Below are 15,028 nucleotides of genomic sequence, written 5' to 3'. Positions count from 1 at the left end.
TGGTATTGTCAGTAGCGATTAAATATAATTGCTCTTTATCTGGTTTCATTAGCTGACTACCTCAGCTTCAACATCTATATAGTTTCTCGGATTCTTTGGTTTATGTTGTGGCACTCCATCGAATACATTCCCTGAAGGAGGTTCCGTTGACTCTGGAGAACGACTTAAGCTGACGAACTTGTTATAATTTTTAAGGAAAGCAAGTTCTACTGTTCCAACAGGACCATTTCGTTGTTTGGCTAAGATAATCTCTATGGTATTTTTCTTCTCCGACTCTTTGTCATAGTAGTCATCCCGATATAGGAAAGCTACGATATCCGCATCCTGCTCAATTGATCCTGATTCCCGTAGGTCCGATAACATTGGACGCTTGTCTTGGCGTTGCTCAACACCTCTGCTTAGCTGTGAGAGTGCGATTACTGGCACTTCCAGTTCTCTTGCCATCTGTTTTAGCATCCTAGATATTTCGGATACTTCCTGCTGCCGGTTCTCTTTGCCACGTCCAGCAATGAGTTGTAAATAGTCGATGATCACTATTCCTAAGCCTTTCTCTTTCTTAAGCCTGCGACACTTTGATCTGATTTCGTGTACTGTTAACGATGGGCTGTCGTCGATGTAAATATTTGATTCAGATAAGATGCCCATTGCTGTAGAAACCTTTTCCCAATCATCACCTTCAAAATAACCGGTTCGAACGCGACTGGCATCAATATTGCCTTCTGCGCATAACATCCGTTGTGCAAGCTGGCTTGCTGACATTTCAAGGCTAAATATTGCGACTGCTTCATCTATTTTTTGGGCTACGTTTTGCCCTATATTAAGCGCGAATGCGGTCTTACCAACCGAAGGGCGAGCAGCCACGATGATTAAGTCAAACTTCTGAAATCCTGATGTCATTTTATCCAGATCAACAAATCCACTTGGTATTCCAGTGACACCACCATTAAGACCGCGATTGTTGTACCTATGTTCTAAGTTTTCGTACACGTCCATCAGAACGACCTTCATAGCCTTAAACTCTCTTGTAGGTGCCGCCTGATCCGCTATGGTCATCACAGAGGTTTGCATGTTAGCTAAAACTGAGTTAATGTCCCTTGACTCTAACGCCTGCTCGATATGTAACCTGCTCTCTTCGATGATCTTGCGCCGTGTGTACTTGTCTAACACCCTTGCAATATAGTGCTCAATGTTAGCTGTTGTGGGAACGCTGGAAGCTAATCCAGAGACATATGAAACGCCGCCAATAATATCTATTTCCTCTGTATCCTTAAACCTGCTGGATAGTGTAAGCAGGTCTATTGCTACAGGCTGTTCAGCTTCATTCATCAAGACCATAGCCCGAAAAATCCGTTTGTGAGAGTCAACAATAAATTCATTACCCTGCATTAACTCCCTAACACGTTCAATCAAATCACCCTGTTTGATGATTGCCCCTAATACAGCTTGCTCTGCTTCAAAGTCCTGTGGCATTTCGAAGCCTAATTGCTCATCGTAGTAAGTCATATATTTTCTCCCTTAACCCCGGTGGTGGTGGAGCTGATTTTGCTTCCCATTCATCCAATTGATCAAAGTGCGCTTGTGATGCATCCTTTGATCGTTGCCGATCTATCTGTTCACCAAGTTGTCCTCTAATCTCAGAAATTTTTGGAGGGAATCCTTTAGTCTTAATGTGTTGATCGATATTAGCCAGAGCATCCTCAAATTTAAAGTCCTTAAGATATTTAAAGTGACGGTCAATTTCTTTGTCGCTCGTATCAAACTGTGGGTATTCTTCAAGGATTTCAAGTAACAAACTAACTACTTCTGATCTGTTCATGACTTCTGCCCTCCTCTGCAAGTCGTTTAAGTCTTTCGAGTTCTTGTTGCTGCTTAGATTTACGAGAATTACCCGGGACTAAATGACTTGATTTATTTGTTTCAAAGGCATTATCAAAAGCAATTGCTTGTCCCAAAGTCCGTACATTTGATTTAAAATAGTCGTCCAGAATCTTTGTTATTAAACCAAATTTATAACCTGTACCATTAAGGGCTGCACGTTCTATAGCTCGTATTATGACTGGCTCTTCGATCCCATCTTGGTCTATGTAAGTACCAAGTGTTGAAGCTTGAAATGGATTACATGAAAATCCGAAGACTCGTTCATGTGCTTTATAGAATGATTCATATCCATCATCACGCGTAGCAGTAGTATTATTTAGTTTAGTTTTATTTAGTTTAATAATGGACGCAGTTTGTGTAGTGGTTTGTGTTGCACTTTGTGCACGGTTTGTGATGCAGTTTGTGTCGTTTAAAACGACACAACCATCATTTTTATCTGACTCAAATGGTATTAGAGTATAGATAGCTGATTGCTGTCCCGTTCTACTCCTGAAATCAATTCGACCAGTTTGTTGCAGTTTAAGACGAGCTCTTACTATGGCATCCTTCTTCAAGCCTGTTTTGACTTGTATAGTTGATACAGCTACTGCAAACTCCGTGATCCATCCAGCCCGATTGTTTATGTGCATCAATGAGTGCCATAGCACAATAGCCGAATCAGAAAGAGAATTTGTTTCGAGCCAATCATAGAAGGCGTTTATCTCTTTTATGTAATTCACTACTTCACCCCACATTCCGAGTGGTGTTTATATTCGAACTTAAGTTTCCATCTGCAAAGTCAATTCGCATTCTCAATTTAAGAGCGTGTATTTCCTCTTGTGTGCTTTCAAATGCATTACGCCATCGATGCATCATTTCATAAGACTTAGCCTCTTCTAACCGTAATGGAGCGACTGCAATCTCTGCATTTGCTTTCTTAGGTGGCTTTGAATGAACCTCTGCAATCGCTTGATCATGCTTACGTCTTGCGTAGATTCTTTTGTATTCTCCGTCAAGGAAACTTGATAACCTACCTATGAACACAAGACACTTTGCAAGTAGATCGATCTTTTCCATAACTGCATGGGGAACATCTTCGGGCAGCTGATCAGCCGCCCTCCGAAGCCTCGTTATTTCCGTTATGTGTTTATCAATATTCATGATTTATCCTCCCCGAAGATTCGTTCTACATTGCATTTCCTGCTCTCATTAAAAGGGAAGATCGTCGTCGTTTATGTCTATTGGCTTTCTGTCATCATGGAATGGATCTTGCTTTTGATTATTACTATTGTCTCGATTGCTATTATTTGAGGATTCTAGGAACCTTACATTGTCTGCGATTACCTCAGTGACATATACTTTTTTTCCTTCGTTGTTATCGTAGTTACGGACCTGTATGCGTCCTTCGACTGCACATAATCGACCTTTCTTCAAGAAGTTTGCGCAGTTCTCTGCAAGTTGCCTCCAAGTTACTACGGGAATAAAATCGGCTTCTTTTTCTTTCGTTTGCTGATTCGTAAAAGGTCTATCGCAAGCTAATGTAAATTGCGTTACTGCCACGCCTGCAGGTGTATATCTAAGTTCAGGATCTTTAGTAAGGCGACCAATTAATATGGCTCTATTAAGCACTTTGCTTTTCCCCCTTCTTATCTAGCAAGCCTTTAGCTAAAATCTCTTCCATCTGTTTAAACGATCGTCCCTTGCCTTGTTGATCAGTAACCCACTCTTCAAATCCATCTAAGCTACCTTTAAACAATTGATATTTTGCTTTGAGTGTCGCAGGAGGAATGTCAGCCTTTACCGTGGTGTTAGGTGCTCTTGATTCTAGTTGTGAGTTGCGATTTTTGTCTTTATCGTCCAACTCAGCACTGCTTATTTTGTCAGGATCTTCACCAGTTGGAATTGCGAATGTCCGAAGTAGCATGTATTTGTACGCGTATGTCATAGCCTTACCGACACCCTTATCCTGTGTATCTGCTCCTTCACCGCTGGATGCGAGAATTTCGAATTGTCCAGTGTCGATATCAATTATTTTGTACTTGGTATTTACCGCGCTTATGTTTCCTACCTTTGAAGCTTCTTGTTCAATTGGAATGATAACCAATCCGTTATTTATTAAGCTTGTCCGAAGAGTAGAAGTAACTTTCTCTTCTGAAATTGCCTTGTATTTCGTAGTGCCAAAAGCGATACTATCGTCCTTTGATAGATACGACACATCTTGCATGACCTGGCTTATCTTCTGGAATAGATTTTTTACATTACTCATACCATTGCTTCCTCCTTAACTTGTCCATCCTCAATCTGGATACCGAGCTTACCGCTGTTATCAACTACCTCAATCCATACTTGGTAGTCCTTTTCTATGGCCATATCATGAATCAAGGTGAGGTTATCTGAATCAAGCAAGCTACCATCTAAGATGCGGATCACTCGTAATTTCGGATTTAATGACATTGCCATTGCCATTGATATTTTCAATCGTTCGGCTGCTGAACACTGTTTAAAAGGTATGTCATTGAATATCACGCCATCTTCATTGAAGCTAAGTCCAGCTATCGGGAATGCTGCTGATTGAAGTGTATCTAGCTTAAGTTGATCAATTTCCTCAATCTTCTTAGTCAAAAATGCTGATGCTTCTTTGTAACTATCGATTTCAGTAGTAATCCGAATATGTTCTTTCTTCTGCTTCACCTTGAAATTAATAGCTTCTACGTTCTGAAGCTTCTCATTAAGTTCTGTTGTGTCTGGATCAACTAGAGATTCTACAATTTCAGCTAATGCGTCTGCTTCTGTAGATAATGCTTCATGTGCATTAAGTTTGTTCTCTAACCTCTTCTGTAAAGCTTCTAACTCAGCTGATAGAGATTCAATGTCGTCATTGAATTTGGCTACATCCGATCGTTTGCGCTCAAGCTCACTTCTTTTGGCTGAGTTTTGATTAGTTACATCTTGTGCAACCTTTAATTCAGTTAGAATATCGCTTGCGCTTAGTTCCTCATCTGGAAGGCCATCTTTAGGATATGGCAGTTCTTCAAGAGCTCCTTCAAGCTTCTTAGCTGATACGTTGTTGAAAGTTCGTTCTTCGTACCATCCCTTGCGTTCAACATCTAGTTTTGTGAAATTGATTCCAACTAGTTCCTGCAGCGTAACCTTTTGCTTCTTCTCATCCATGTTCGCAAATGATAGAGGGTCGAATGAAAGCTTTCCGATCAGATCATCAAGCATGCCCTGTGGACTTGGAAACTTAGCACCCTGCTTAGAAGTGACATCTAAGCTTGTCTTATCTCCCTTCCACTTACGAGTGACAATTATGTCACCTAGATCGACTTGAGCGAAGGCAGTTTGTTCCCCATCACGTATGGGCTTGTCCACTCCTTTAGCGGCATCCTTACCACCAACAGCCAACCAAATTGAATCAAGTACCGAAGTCTTACCTTGTCCGTTCTTACCGCTTATCAATTGAAAATGCTCGTCCGGCACTATTTCAACAGCTTTTAAACCCTTAACATTTTCAGAAATCAGCTTAATAATTTTCATGCCGCTTCCTCCTCAATTAATTGATTGTGTTCTTCGTTCAAAATAGTTTGCTGATCAGGTGTTTCGTAATATCTTTCACGCTCCAGGTGTTGCCTGATTGCATATTCAAGTTCGGCTAACTGCTCATTTTCTGCTAGAATTTCAAACTTTACTGTCTCACCGCGAATCTCAAGAATCGCTGGTGTATATGCCATTTGAGGATGAAGCTTAATTTCTGTATTCTCGCGCCTTACATCAATGTTGATCTCAGTGCTCATGTTATCCTCCCTCTTGCCCACCACACACCTAGATGGTATGATGGACCTAATAAGATATTTGTAAGTCCGTAACCCTTTGCCGAGGGTTATTTTTATTTCCGGTTTCTCTTTGCTGATTCAGACGCTGCATGCTCCAACACCGCTAATCTTTCACCTTTACTAAGTGACAACCACTCTCCGACTTTTACGTTCATCCAACTTGCCTCCATTCACTCGCTTTAAGAGCATGATCAAAGTCCACACAATAATCTCCATCGCTATTCTCGTAGTACACATGATTCTCAGTTACTAACTCCCCACATCCACAAGCACACTTTCCTAAAATCGTTACATTTGGTCTAGGCTTGTCTGTAAAGCGATCAATACTAACTGTTTGCATTTACCTTCCTCCGTTTCATAAAGTTAACGAGTTCCTTGATCTTGTTGAATTTGGACTCCAATTCCAGATGCTTTTTCCAACTGTCTCGATTGCCTGTTGAGTGAATTGTTAGCAAATCAAGTGATTCAGTGATTCTTGCCCACTCTTTAACGATTACATAGCTAGGCGCTTTTATATCCCCTGACTCAATCTTGACTACTGTTGTACGATCAAGATAAATCCGATCTGCTACCTGTTGTTGCGTCATCCCGGCACGTAGTCGCATACTCTTAAGTAACTCTGCAACCTCATTGCGCTCCATTGTTGTTACACCCCCTTTCTGTGAGTGATGTTCACTTTTGTTATCTTTCAACGTGAGCAGCATACAAGTTATAATTAAATCAGATAGAAAGCCCATTCCCCTTATCCGCTGACTCGGTACCGTTTCGGTGGATATTCCCCATTAAACTGCTTTCCCAACTTTTCCTTCACACGCTTTTTTATCCTTTGAATCGTTTCCTCTGACACTAATTCAGGATTGTTACAGTGGTATCCAGTTAGTAGAGTTTCTTTAATAGCGGTATCCAAACTAATTTGCTTAAGCTTTATACGAGCGACCATTAAGCATACAACCGCTGATGATGACGTTCTTTTCTTCCATAAAAACATTGGATCTCCAACCCCTCTCTTATTAGGCAGGAACTTGCTGAACTTGCTGACCTTCTTTCTTTATCAGATAATCAAAGAATTTATCTCTATGTACCCTTACTGATCCACCAATCTTAACTGTCGGACATTCTGGGTCTTTCAAAATTTCGTAAGCTTTTGTCTTTGATACTTGGAGCGCATCCATGATGTCAGTAGCTTTGAGATATAACGGGTATGCCGCGAAGTAACTTTCCATAGTCCTATTCTCCTTTCATATTGGTGTTATGCTGTTGCTGATCTTTTACTGTCACACTCGTGAGACATTTTTTCTAAAAAAAATATATCTTCAAATGATAGTTTAGGGAATTTCTTTAGGATTTTAGCTATAAAATCTTGACCTAAAGAGAATCGCTTATCACTTGGAGGTAGTTTTACACGCCATAATTGACTACGTGATACACCTATATATATTGCAAACTCCTGTTCTGACATGTTTGCTTGTTTCTTTAAATCATTTAATATTCCAGGCTTCAGTAATACTTTCATTTTATTTAGCCTCCTTCCATTTGTCTCACGCTTGTTACAAATACAACATAACATATGTGTAACACGTGTGCAACAAAAATATTTCACGCTTGATACAAAATTTTGTTTCACGCTTGAAACAGAGGGTGATACAATAAAAATAGGTGATGATATTATGAATATAAAAGAATTTGGAATTTACTTTATCAAGCTTCGTGAACGGAGTGGTTATGAAAGCCAGCGACAATTAGCAGAAGCATCAGGAGTAAGTCATTCAACTATTAATAGACTTGAGTCAGGCACGAATAAAACAAGTAGTGAAAATTTAAAGATATTAGCAAAGTATCTACGTGACATTACTCCAAATGAGCTGTTAGAAAAGGCCGGGTACATCGATTTACCAACAAACAATACAAATCAAGAAATAGATACAAGTAGCCGTGGTTATTATGGTGGCGGCGATGATTGGACTGAAGAAGAAATAGAAATGGCTGATGCTTTCATTAAGACAATACGCGAGAGAAAGAAAGCCGAGAAATTAAAGAAACAGGGCGACTAAAGCAAGTACCCAGCCGATGGGGATGATACTAATGGTGTCTTATGGGTAGATATTTATTTTCTTTTTTAGATGGTACTCCTTTTGAACTAGTAATTTATTTATTCGCCCTTATGTTTTTGGGATTCATTGCTTATATCGTAGTTAAGGTTCTTATTGAACATCTTAAAGAAAAGAAATGTAATCATGGAAACAGGGGTATATGTTATTTTTGTGACTTAGAAATGAATCAACCTTTGCAAAATGAAAAAAATGCAGAAAATTCAGAGTTAATTCATCCAAAAGAAATTATTGAAGGTTTAATATTATTCGGACTACCAATAGCCACTACTGATATACAATTGATAAGAATGAGATATGAGGAAATAAACAATAAGTATCATGCTAATCGTGAATTTACTCGTATAATGAAATCAAATTATAGTTTACTGAATGCATATTTTACAGATATTTATAACGCCTGTAATATAGCAAATCCCTCAACCAATGAGGCTTCATAAGGTGATGCAATGATTTATTTAATGATTCCAATCGTTTTTTTGATGATCTATATGCTAAAAAAAATTAATGTCAAATATGCGCATCTACAAACACCTATGTTTGATAAAAGCATTGAACCAATATGGTTGCAAACCTTAACAATATCAATGTTTATATTTATATTGGCTGTTCCTATTATGATAATAAGAGATCTATATATTAGATTTGATCTTGATCTAACGTGGACTGGTTTTATTTCTTTTTGGCTAATGGGAGCTTACTTGGTCGGAGTTTTAAATTTGACACATGCTAAGAAGGGAAAACGATTTAATTCAAGAATGGATCAACTACAACCAATACTTGATGAGGTAACAGATTTGGCTAATAATGCTGAAAATCATTCAATTAAGAGGAAGCCTGTTGATCCGATGGATTACAGAAACATATCTTTACATAAGAATGATTAGTTATTACCTCACAAAAATATATTTTCTAAGCAAATCCCTCAACCGATGAGGAATGTAATGGAATTGAAATTTTGGATAATAAGAATATTGATACTGAGGTATCTACAACGGATAAATTAAGTTCAAACCAACTTACTGGTTTTGGTGGATGGATGTATTTTTTATCTATTGCACTCATACTGTCATTTGGACAAAGTGCTTATTATTTTGTTGACATTGTTTATCCTGTAATAGTTAACAATACATTCGGATCATTTTATGACCCAACCTCACAATATTATGATCCTACACTACTAGCAATCTTTATTGTAGAAATCTATACAAACATAATAATTCTTTGTGTAATAGTAGCAGCAGGTTTTTTATGCTATAAACAAAAACGAATTTTTGTTAATGTACTAAAGTCCTATTTTATATTAATCATTGCTTTTGATATTTTGACTTTCCTTGCGTATCAGATTCCAATTGATCTTGATTACGAAACAATTGGTAGTGCTGCCTATATACTACACACATGTATTCACTCAAGCCTTTGGACTCTATATTTATTAAGATCCAAAAGAATCAAAAACACATTTGTTTTATAAAACTATTAGTTTCAATCAATTAAAAAAGCTAGGTGATCCAATGCTGAAACCTGGACAACTTCTCTCCCACCCTGTCGACTTCGATAATGCCATGCTCTTCGCGGTGCCGATTACTGTCTGGCTTAACGGAGAAATCCTTGAGGATGGTAAACCAATCGAAAAGCGCACAGATGATACAGTATACGTAAATGGATATTACTATTTGATTAATAACTGCCAATTCAAAGTTTGCTAATTTCGGATTGGTATTTCTTTTACACTAAAATACGAACATACATTCGTCATAATATCGGAGGCACTATATGCAGCTCTCATTGTACAAGCAAACCGACCTAGAAAAAATGATCAATAAGAAGTACTTAGATAATGGATTACTGAAACCATTTGATCTAATGGACATTGATTTTATTGCTAGTATATTTAATGCCGAGATCTATTATCATGGTGGGAAACCAACTGTTGACTACGATGATAATATTGTTTCGATAATTCTTATCGACTCTTATAGTCCGATATATAAGCAGCGCGAACAATTTTTTCATGAATTGGCTCACCCACTTTTACACGGAGATCAACGCAAAGTTTATGAATCATTAAAAAACCTCATGGAAAGCCAGGCTAATAATTTTCAAATGTACGCAGCTATGCCCATTTACATGCTTGAAGAATATATGAAGATTCCACTTCATTCAACACTTGTCAAAATCCTCAGTGTCGATTTTTGTTTATCACCAACCTTAGTTGAAAGGAGAATAAGACAGGTCAAAGGTCGAATTAACCAAGCTCGTATGGATCACGAAGCAATGGTACCTGATCTTAGGCTAGATCCAGAATACTCTTCTGAAACAAAAAGAATACTTGCCCAGCTACAACGACAGCTCGCTCAGAAAGGAGCTGTGTAATATATGGCTAAGTTATCAGTATATTATGATCGTGATTTAGAAGGTATTTTAACCCCTGTTTGGATGATTCTAGAGGTAAATGATAATGATAGAATTTGGGAGAGGTCCATTCTCTGGATGTCACTAGAAGCCCCATTTAAGCGGCACAGAGCCGAAGACTTTAACAATGAAGAAATGGTAGCTTCAGTATTACTAAGTGAACTCACAGTGAATCTGGAAGCTCCCAATAAGTTTGGAATAAACATAGTTGCATTGAATAAGCGAATACTCTCTCTTGGTGCTGATCCATCTGAGATAAATAAGCTGGTAATCAGAATTTGTGACATAGCAGAAGTCTTAGAAGTGGATGTACGAAGATATTATGATTGGAGGTAATTACTTTGGCATACTTTCGGCAACGTGGTGATACCTGGTCTTTTACGGTAGATGTGGGCCGCGATCAAAAGACTGGAAAGAGAAAACAGAAAACGGTATCTGGCTTTACTTCGGAGAAAGAAGCAATTAAAGCATGCAACAGGCTTCAACTTGATCTAGAAGATGGAAAGAGAATTGAGAGTATTACATTAGTGGATTTTATTAAAATGTACTTCGAGACAAAAGTAGTAAATAATGTCGAAGAGACAACGTATATTTCGCAATGGATTATAGTGGAGAAGTATATTATTCCTCGTTTAGGCTGGAAGAAGATAGACAAAATAACTTCAGAGGATCTTGATATTTTCTACAGTGATTTATTAAAGAATGGAGTATCGAGAGGTTATATTAAAAACATTTCCCTTGTGTTATCTAAGACATTTAGGCAAGCTACGATCTGGAACTACATAATTAAGAATGTTGCACGCGAAGTATCTCCACCTCAGTACAAGCCAGACGAGAGACAGGTATGGACTGAGGAACAGTTATCTTTCTTCTTAGAAGAATCCAGAGGGTTTGCCCGTCATGCTCTATACGTTTTAGCTTCAACTTCAGGTATGAGAAACGGTGAGATGCTAGCACTCCATTGGACTGACATTGATTTCAATAAATGCACCGTATCAATTACTAAAACATTAAAGTTCACAAAAGAAAAAGGTTTGCATATTAAGCTATCTCCAAAAACAGACAACTCAAGAAGAACCATTAAACTGCCGCAATCAACCATAGATACTTTATTAGATCATAAAGCAAGGCAGCTTCCAGATGTCCCAATTATTTTTGATCAAAAATGTAAATACACATACCCTACTGAAGCATTGCGAAAATTTGTAGATGATTCATCAAAACTAAACATGCCGAGAATCACATTACATGATCTGCGGCACACGCACGCTACTCTGTTGCTTCAATGGGGATATAATGCTAAAGTTGTATCAGAGCGATTAGGTGATTCAGTAGAGATGGTAATGAGAACATACGCTCACGTTTTACCGAGTATGCAGGACGACGTCGCTGTTAGTTTGAATCGAATATATACCAATAAATCTGTGGATAACTTTGAAAATGTGGTCAAATCCGTGAACGAGGATCTTCAAAGTTAATAAAAACCCTTATAAATCAACGATTTATAGGGGTTTGTTTTATTTCATAAGCAAGGATAACAGAACTGAATGCAAAAGTCCAAAATTATAATGACTTAAGTTTAATAGAACATCAAACGATTTCGCTTCACCAATGAGAAGTTCATAAATTCGTCTTTCTTCTTCATTCATTTCTGAATCGAAAGTCGGATGCTTAGATAGTTCTTTTTGTTTCAATTGTGAGACAAAAGACAGATGCTTATACTCTTCTATTATATCTTCAGCACTACTAATAACTTTAGCTCCTTGTTTAAGCAATTCATTACAACCTCTACTCTTAGGTGAGTTGATCGGTCCAGGAACGGCAAAGACATCACGTGAAGCCTCTAAAGCTAAGTCAGCCGTTATGAGAGACCCGCTTCTTTCAGCTGCTTCAACAACAACCGTACCAAGCGATAAACCTGCAATAATACGATTTCGCTGTGGAAACATCCCCGGATGTTGCTTGGTCCCTATTGAATATTCTGACACAACGAGACCCCTTTGTGCAATTTCTTGGTAACACCCTGTGTTTTCTGGCGGGTAAACCTGATCTATTGCATTGCCTAAAACAGCAATTGTCTTCCCTTGTTCAGCACGAAGAGCACCACGATGTGCACAGGTATCGATTCCCCTAGCTAATCCGCTAACAACACCAAATCCTCGGCTTGCAAGCTCATAAGCTAGCTCATCAGCAACCTTCTTTCCATAAACCGTTGGTGTACGTGTTCCTACAATACCAATATTCGGCAATTGAAACAAGGACAAATCTCCTTTTGAATACAAAACCATAGGAGGCTCTGCAATTGTCCGCAGTAGTTCCGGGTATGTTTCATCCAAGATAGTTGTAATTGTTATCGTTGCTTGTTCATATATACGAAGTTTTTGCAGGATACGTTCCGAATTTCGGTTTGCAAGAATCGCATCCACTTGCTTATAGCCTATTCCGAGAGCAGCAAATTCGGCTTTATTCATTCTATTTACATCATTCAATTGATTTAAACCCATGAGTAAACGATTAATCGTCGTCCAACCAATACCTTCTGTCTCATGTAGGGTTATCAACAGCTCACGATCTTCCATTACATTCACCATCCTCTAGCATAATAAAAAAACCTTTCAAATCCCACGCATGGGAAATGAAAGGTTGCTTACCTTTATATAATCGTATGAAACTATTATTTAACCGTTTTGCACTGCTCTAACATACCTTTTTCTTCAAGAACAGCTACAAGAGTTGAACCCATTTCTGAAGGAGTTGGAGCTACACGGATACCGCAACGCTCCATAACTGCTACTTTCTCAGCAGCTGTTCCTTTACCACCTGAAATGATCGCTCCTGCATGTCCCATACGCTTTCCTGGAGGCGCAGTTTGACCACCGATAAAGCCAACAACCGGCTTCGTCATATTCGCTGCAATCCACTCAGCTGCTTCTTCTTCTGCTGTACCACCAATTTCACCAATCATGATAACAGCATAGGTATCTGGATCATCATTGAACATCCGAAGAATATCAATAAATTCAGAACCCTTAACTGGATCTCCACCGATACCAACTGCGGAGGACTGGCCAATTCCACGAGCTGTAAGCTGGTGAACCGCTTCATAGGTCAATGTACCGGAGCGAGAAATAACACCAACATGTCCTGGTGTATGAATGTATCCTGGCATAATACCAATCTTGCATTCGCCTGGTGTGATAACGCCTGGGCAGTTCGGTCCGATTAGAACCGTCTTCTTGCCTTCCATATAACGTTTCACTTTAACCATATCAAGTGTTGGAATACCTTCAGTAATACAGATTACTAGATCAAGATCAGCATCAACAGCTTCCATAATGGAATCTGCTGCAAAAGCCGGTGGAACATAAATAACAGATGCTGTTGCCCCTGTTGCTTCTTTGGCTTGAACTACCGTATTGTAAACAGGAAGTTGCACTGTAGAGCCATTCTCTAATGTGAAATCAACAACTGTTCCGCCTTTACCTGGTGTAACGCCAGCTACCATCTGAGTCCCATAATCAAGACCGCCTTTAGTGTGGAACATGCCTGTTTTACCAGTCATGTTTTGTGTGATAACTTTAGTATGTTTGTTCACTAAAATACTCATGATTTTATTGTCACCCTCCTTAGACCTATAGAATTAGCTAACAAGCGCTACGATTTTTTGTGCACCATCGGCCATTGAATCCGCGGAAACAATGTTCAAGCCAGACTCATTAAGAATTTTCTTACCTAGATCAACGTTCGTACCTTCTAGACGTACGACAAGTGGACGATCTAAGCTAACTTGCTTAGCTGCTTCAACAACACCATCCGCAATAACGTCACAACGCATGATACCACCGAAAATGTTAACGAAGATTCCTTTTACATTCTTATCAGACAGAATGATTTTGAATGCTTCTGTTACTTTCTCAGCTGTAGCACCGCCCCCTACGTCAAGGAAGTTAGCGGGGTCGCCGCCATAATATTTAATAATATCCATTGTTGCCATCGCAAGACCTGCACCGTTAACCATACAGCCGATGTTGCCATCTAATGCGACATAGCTAAGGTCGAACTTGGAAGCTTCAATTTCCTTCTCATCTTCTTCAGTAAAGTCACGAAGTTCAAGAATATCTTCATGACGATATAGTGCACCAGAATCGAAGTTAAGCTTCGCATCAAGTGCCATAATATCACCATCACCTGTAACAACAAGTGGGTTAATTTCAGCGATAGAGCAATCTTTATCCACAAATGCTGTATATAGAGCAGTCATAAATTGAACAGCTTTACCTACAAGTGCATCCGGAATATTAATAGCAAAAGCTAATTTGCGGGCTTGGAAAGGTTGCAAACCAATTGCAGGATCGACCACTTCCTTGAAAATTTTCTCAGGAGAGTGTTCAGCTACTTCTTCAATTTCAGTACCGCCTTCTTCAGATGCCATCATTACGACACATCCAGTTGCGCGATCAACTACTACACCAACATAATACTCTTTCTTGATGTCACAGCCTTGTTCGATTAGTAAACGCTTAACCTCTTTACCTTCTGGACCTGTCTGATGAGTGACAAGCACTTTACCTAAAATTTCGCCTGCGTAAGTACGAACTTCGTCTAAGTTTTTGGCGATTTTAACGCCACCAGCTTTACCGCGACCACCCGCGTGAATTTGAGCTTTTACGACAACAACTGCTGTCCCTAGCTCTTTTGCCGCTTCAACAGCTTCATCCACTGTGAACGCAACTTTACCCTGCGGTACTTTAACGCCGTACTGACGCAGAACTTCCTTGCCTTGGTACTCATGGATATTCATCTGCTTCCAATCCT

General features: G+C 39.0%; 23 protein-coding genes. 7 read left to right on the top strand and 16 right to left on the bottom strand.

All coding sequences use genetic code 11. The annotated features are described in order from the left end of the window. Window positions 1-48 precede the first annotated feature (48 nt). From dnaB to AC1DOK_RS05560, 13 genes are all read right to left on the bottom strand, one after another. Window positions 49-1,503, bottom strand: coding sequence for a replicative DNA helicase (gene dnaB / locus AC1DOK_RS05620; RefSeq protein WP_477553262.1), 1,455 nt, complete (start codon window positions 1,501-1,503; stop codon window positions 49-51). Further along, on the bottom strand, window positions 1,487-1,816 hold the full coding sequence (locus AC1DOK_RS05615) for a hypothetical protein (protein WP_477553261.1): 330 nt from the start codon (window positions 1,814-1,816) through the stop codon (window positions 1,487-1,489). Before AC1DOK_RS05615 ends, dnaB begins: the two co-directional genes overlap by 17 nt. After that, window positions 1,794-2,612 (bottom strand): DnaD domain protein, encoded by an 819-nt coding sequence (locus AC1DOK_RS05610; RefSeq protein ID WP_477553260.1) that lies wholly within the window; start codon window positions 2,610-2,612, stop codon window positions 1,794-1,796. The genes AC1DOK_RS05615 and AC1DOK_RS05610 overlap by 23 nt, the downstream gene beginning before the upstream one ends. Continuing rightward, a complete protein-coding gene (locus AC1DOK_RS05605) occupies window positions 2,602-3,018 on the bottom strand; it encodes a hypothetical protein (protein ID WP_477553259.1) in 417 nt (138 codons plus the stop codon). Before AC1DOK_RS05605 ends, AC1DOK_RS05610 begins: the two co-directional genes overlap by 11 nt. A gap of 48 nt (window positions 3,019-3,066) precedes the next feature. Continuing rightward, entirely contained in the window at window positions 3,067-3,486 is a 420-nt protein-coding gene (gene ssb, locus AC1DOK_RS05600; protein WP_477553258.1) for a single-stranded DNA-binding protein, read from the bottom strand. Continuing rightward, entirely contained in the window at window positions 3,479-4,123 is a 645-nt protein-coding gene (locus AC1DOK_RS05595; RefSeq protein WP_477553257.1) for an ERF family protein, read from the bottom strand. Before AC1DOK_RS05595 ends, ssb begins: the two co-directional genes overlap by 8 nt. Beyond that, on the bottom strand, window positions 4,120-5,394 hold the full coding sequence (locus tag AC1DOK_RS05590; protein ID WP_477553256.1) for an AAA family ATPase: 1,275 nt from the start codon (window positions 5,392-5,394) through the stop codon (window positions 4,120-4,122). Before AC1DOK_RS05590 ends, AC1DOK_RS05595 begins: the two co-directional genes overlap by 4 nt. Beyond that, on the bottom strand, window positions 5,391-5,651 hold the full coding sequence (locus AC1DOK_RS05585; RefSeq protein WP_477553255.1) for a hypothetical protein: 261 nt from the start codon (window positions 5,649-5,651) through the stop codon (window positions 5,391-5,393). Before AC1DOK_RS05585 ends, AC1DOK_RS05590 begins: the two co-directional genes overlap by 4 nt. Window positions 5,652-5,841: 190 nt before the next feature. Then, complete coding sequence (locus AC1DOK_RS05580; RefSeq protein WP_477553254.1) at window positions 5,842-6,030, bottom strand: hypothetical protein; 189 nt, start codon at window positions 6,028-6,030, stop codon at window positions 5,842-5,844. Continuing rightward, window positions 6,017-6,331 (bottom strand): helix-turn-helix transcriptional regulator, encoded by a 315-nt coding sequence (locus AC1DOK_RS05575; protein WP_477553253.1) that lies wholly within the window; start codon window positions 6,329-6,331, stop codon window positions 6,017-6,019. The genes AC1DOK_RS05580 and AC1DOK_RS05575 overlap by 14 nt, the downstream gene beginning before the upstream one ends. Window positions 6,332-6,432: 101 nt before the next feature. After that, the gene (locus AC1DOK_RS05570) at window positions 6,433-6,678 is read right to left on the bottom strand and encodes a hypothetical protein (protein WP_477553252.1); all 246 of its coding nucleotides are present in this window, start codon (window positions 6,676-6,678) and stop codon (window positions 6,433-6,435) included. A gap of 22 nt (window positions 6,679-6,700) precedes the next feature. After that, window positions 6,701-6,913: a helix-turn-helix domain-containing protein gene (locus AC1DOK_RS05565; protein ID WP_477553251.1), complete on the bottom strand. Its 213-nt coding sequence runs from the start codon at window positions 6,911-6,913 to the stop codon at window positions 6,701-6,703. Between the two features lie 26 nt (window positions 6,914-6,939). After that, on the bottom strand, window positions 6,940-7,203 hold the full coding sequence (locus AC1DOK_RS05560; RefSeq protein WP_477553250.1) for a hypothetical protein: 264 nt from the start codon (window positions 7,201-7,203) through the stop codon (window positions 6,940-6,942). Window positions 7,204-7,270: 67 nt separating this feature from the next. Between AC1DOK_RS05560 and AC1DOK_RS05555 the strand changes: the two genes are divergently transcribed. From AC1DOK_RS05555 to AC1DOK_RS05525, 7 genes are all read left to right on the top strand, one after another. Then, a complete protein-coding gene (locus AC1DOK_RS05555) occupies window positions 7,271-7,741 on the top strand; it encodes a helix-turn-helix domain-containing protein (RefSeq protein ID WP_477553249.1) in 471 nt (156 codons plus the stop codon). Window positions 7,742-7,782: 41 nt separating this feature from the next. Continuing rightward, window positions 7,783-8,238, top strand: a complete 456-nt coding sequence (locus tag AC1DOK_RS05550) for a hypothetical protein (RefSeq protein WP_477553248.1) — start codon at window positions 7,783-7,785, stop codon at window positions 8,236-8,238. Between the two features lie 51 nt (window positions 8,239-8,289). Continuing rightward, a complete protein-coding gene (locus AC1DOK_RS05545; protein ID WP_477553247.1) occupies window positions 8,290-8,685 on the top strand; it encodes a hypothetical protein in 396 nt (131 codons plus the stop codon). A 71-nt stretch (window positions 8,686-8,756) separates the two neighbouring features. Beyond that, window positions 8,757-9,272: a DUF2569 family protein gene (locus tag AC1DOK_RS05540; RefSeq protein ID WP_477553246.1), complete on the top strand. Its 516-nt coding sequence runs from the start codon at window positions 8,757-8,759 to the stop codon at window positions 9,270-9,272. Between the two features lie 302 nt (window positions 9,273-9,574). Next, the gene (locus AC1DOK_RS05535; protein ID WP_477553245.1) at window positions 9,575-10,174 is read left to right on the top strand and encodes an ImmA/IrrE family metallo-endopeptidase; all 600 of its coding nucleotides are present in this window, start codon (window positions 9,575-9,577) and stop codon (window positions 10,172-10,174) included. 3 nt (window positions 10,175-10,177) lie between these two features. Continuing rightward, a complete protein-coding gene (locus AC1DOK_RS05530; protein WP_477553244.1) occupies window positions 10,178-10,549 on the top strand; it encodes a hypothetical protein in 372 nt (123 codons plus the stop codon). Between the two features lie 5 nt (window positions 10,550-10,554). Beyond that, on the top strand, window positions 10,555-11,691 hold the full coding sequence (locus AC1DOK_RS05525; protein WP_477553243.1) for a tyrosine-type recombinase/integrase: 1,137 nt from the start codon (window positions 10,555-10,557) through the stop codon (window positions 11,689-11,691). Window positions 11,692-11,730: 39 nt separating this feature from the next. On the opposite strand, the gene dprA is transcribed toward AC1DOK_RS05525, so the two are convergent. The 3 genes from dprA to sucC all read right to left on the bottom strand — a co-directional run bounded on the left by dprA (window position 11,731) and on the right by sucC (window position 15,014). Then, window positions 11,731-12,804, bottom strand: coding sequence for a DNA-processing protein DprA (dprA, locus tag AC1DOK_RS05520; RefSeq protein ID WP_477553242.1), 1,074 nt, complete (start codon window positions 12,802-12,804; stop codon window positions 11,731-11,733). Between the two features lie 83 nt (window positions 12,805-12,887). Then, window positions 12,888-13,820 (bottom strand): succinate--CoA ligase subunit alpha, encoded by a 933-nt coding sequence (sucD, locus tag AC1DOK_RS05515; RefSeq protein WP_477553241.1) that lies wholly within the window; start codon window positions 13,818-13,820, stop codon window positions 12,888-12,890. A gap of 33 nt (window positions 13,821-13,853) precedes the next feature. Beyond that, on the bottom strand, window positions 13,854-15,014 hold the full coding sequence (sucC, locus tag AC1DOK_RS05510; protein ID WP_477553240.1) for an ADP-forming succinate--CoA ligase subunit beta: 1,161 nt from the start codon (window positions 15,012-15,014) through the stop codon (window positions 13,854-13,856). Between the last annotated feature and the right edge of the window lie 14 nt (window positions 15,015-15,028).

This window comes from Paenibacillus sp. P5_B5, from assembly GCF_056400365.1.
This window is presented reverse-complemented; position numbering and strand designations above follow the sequence as displayed.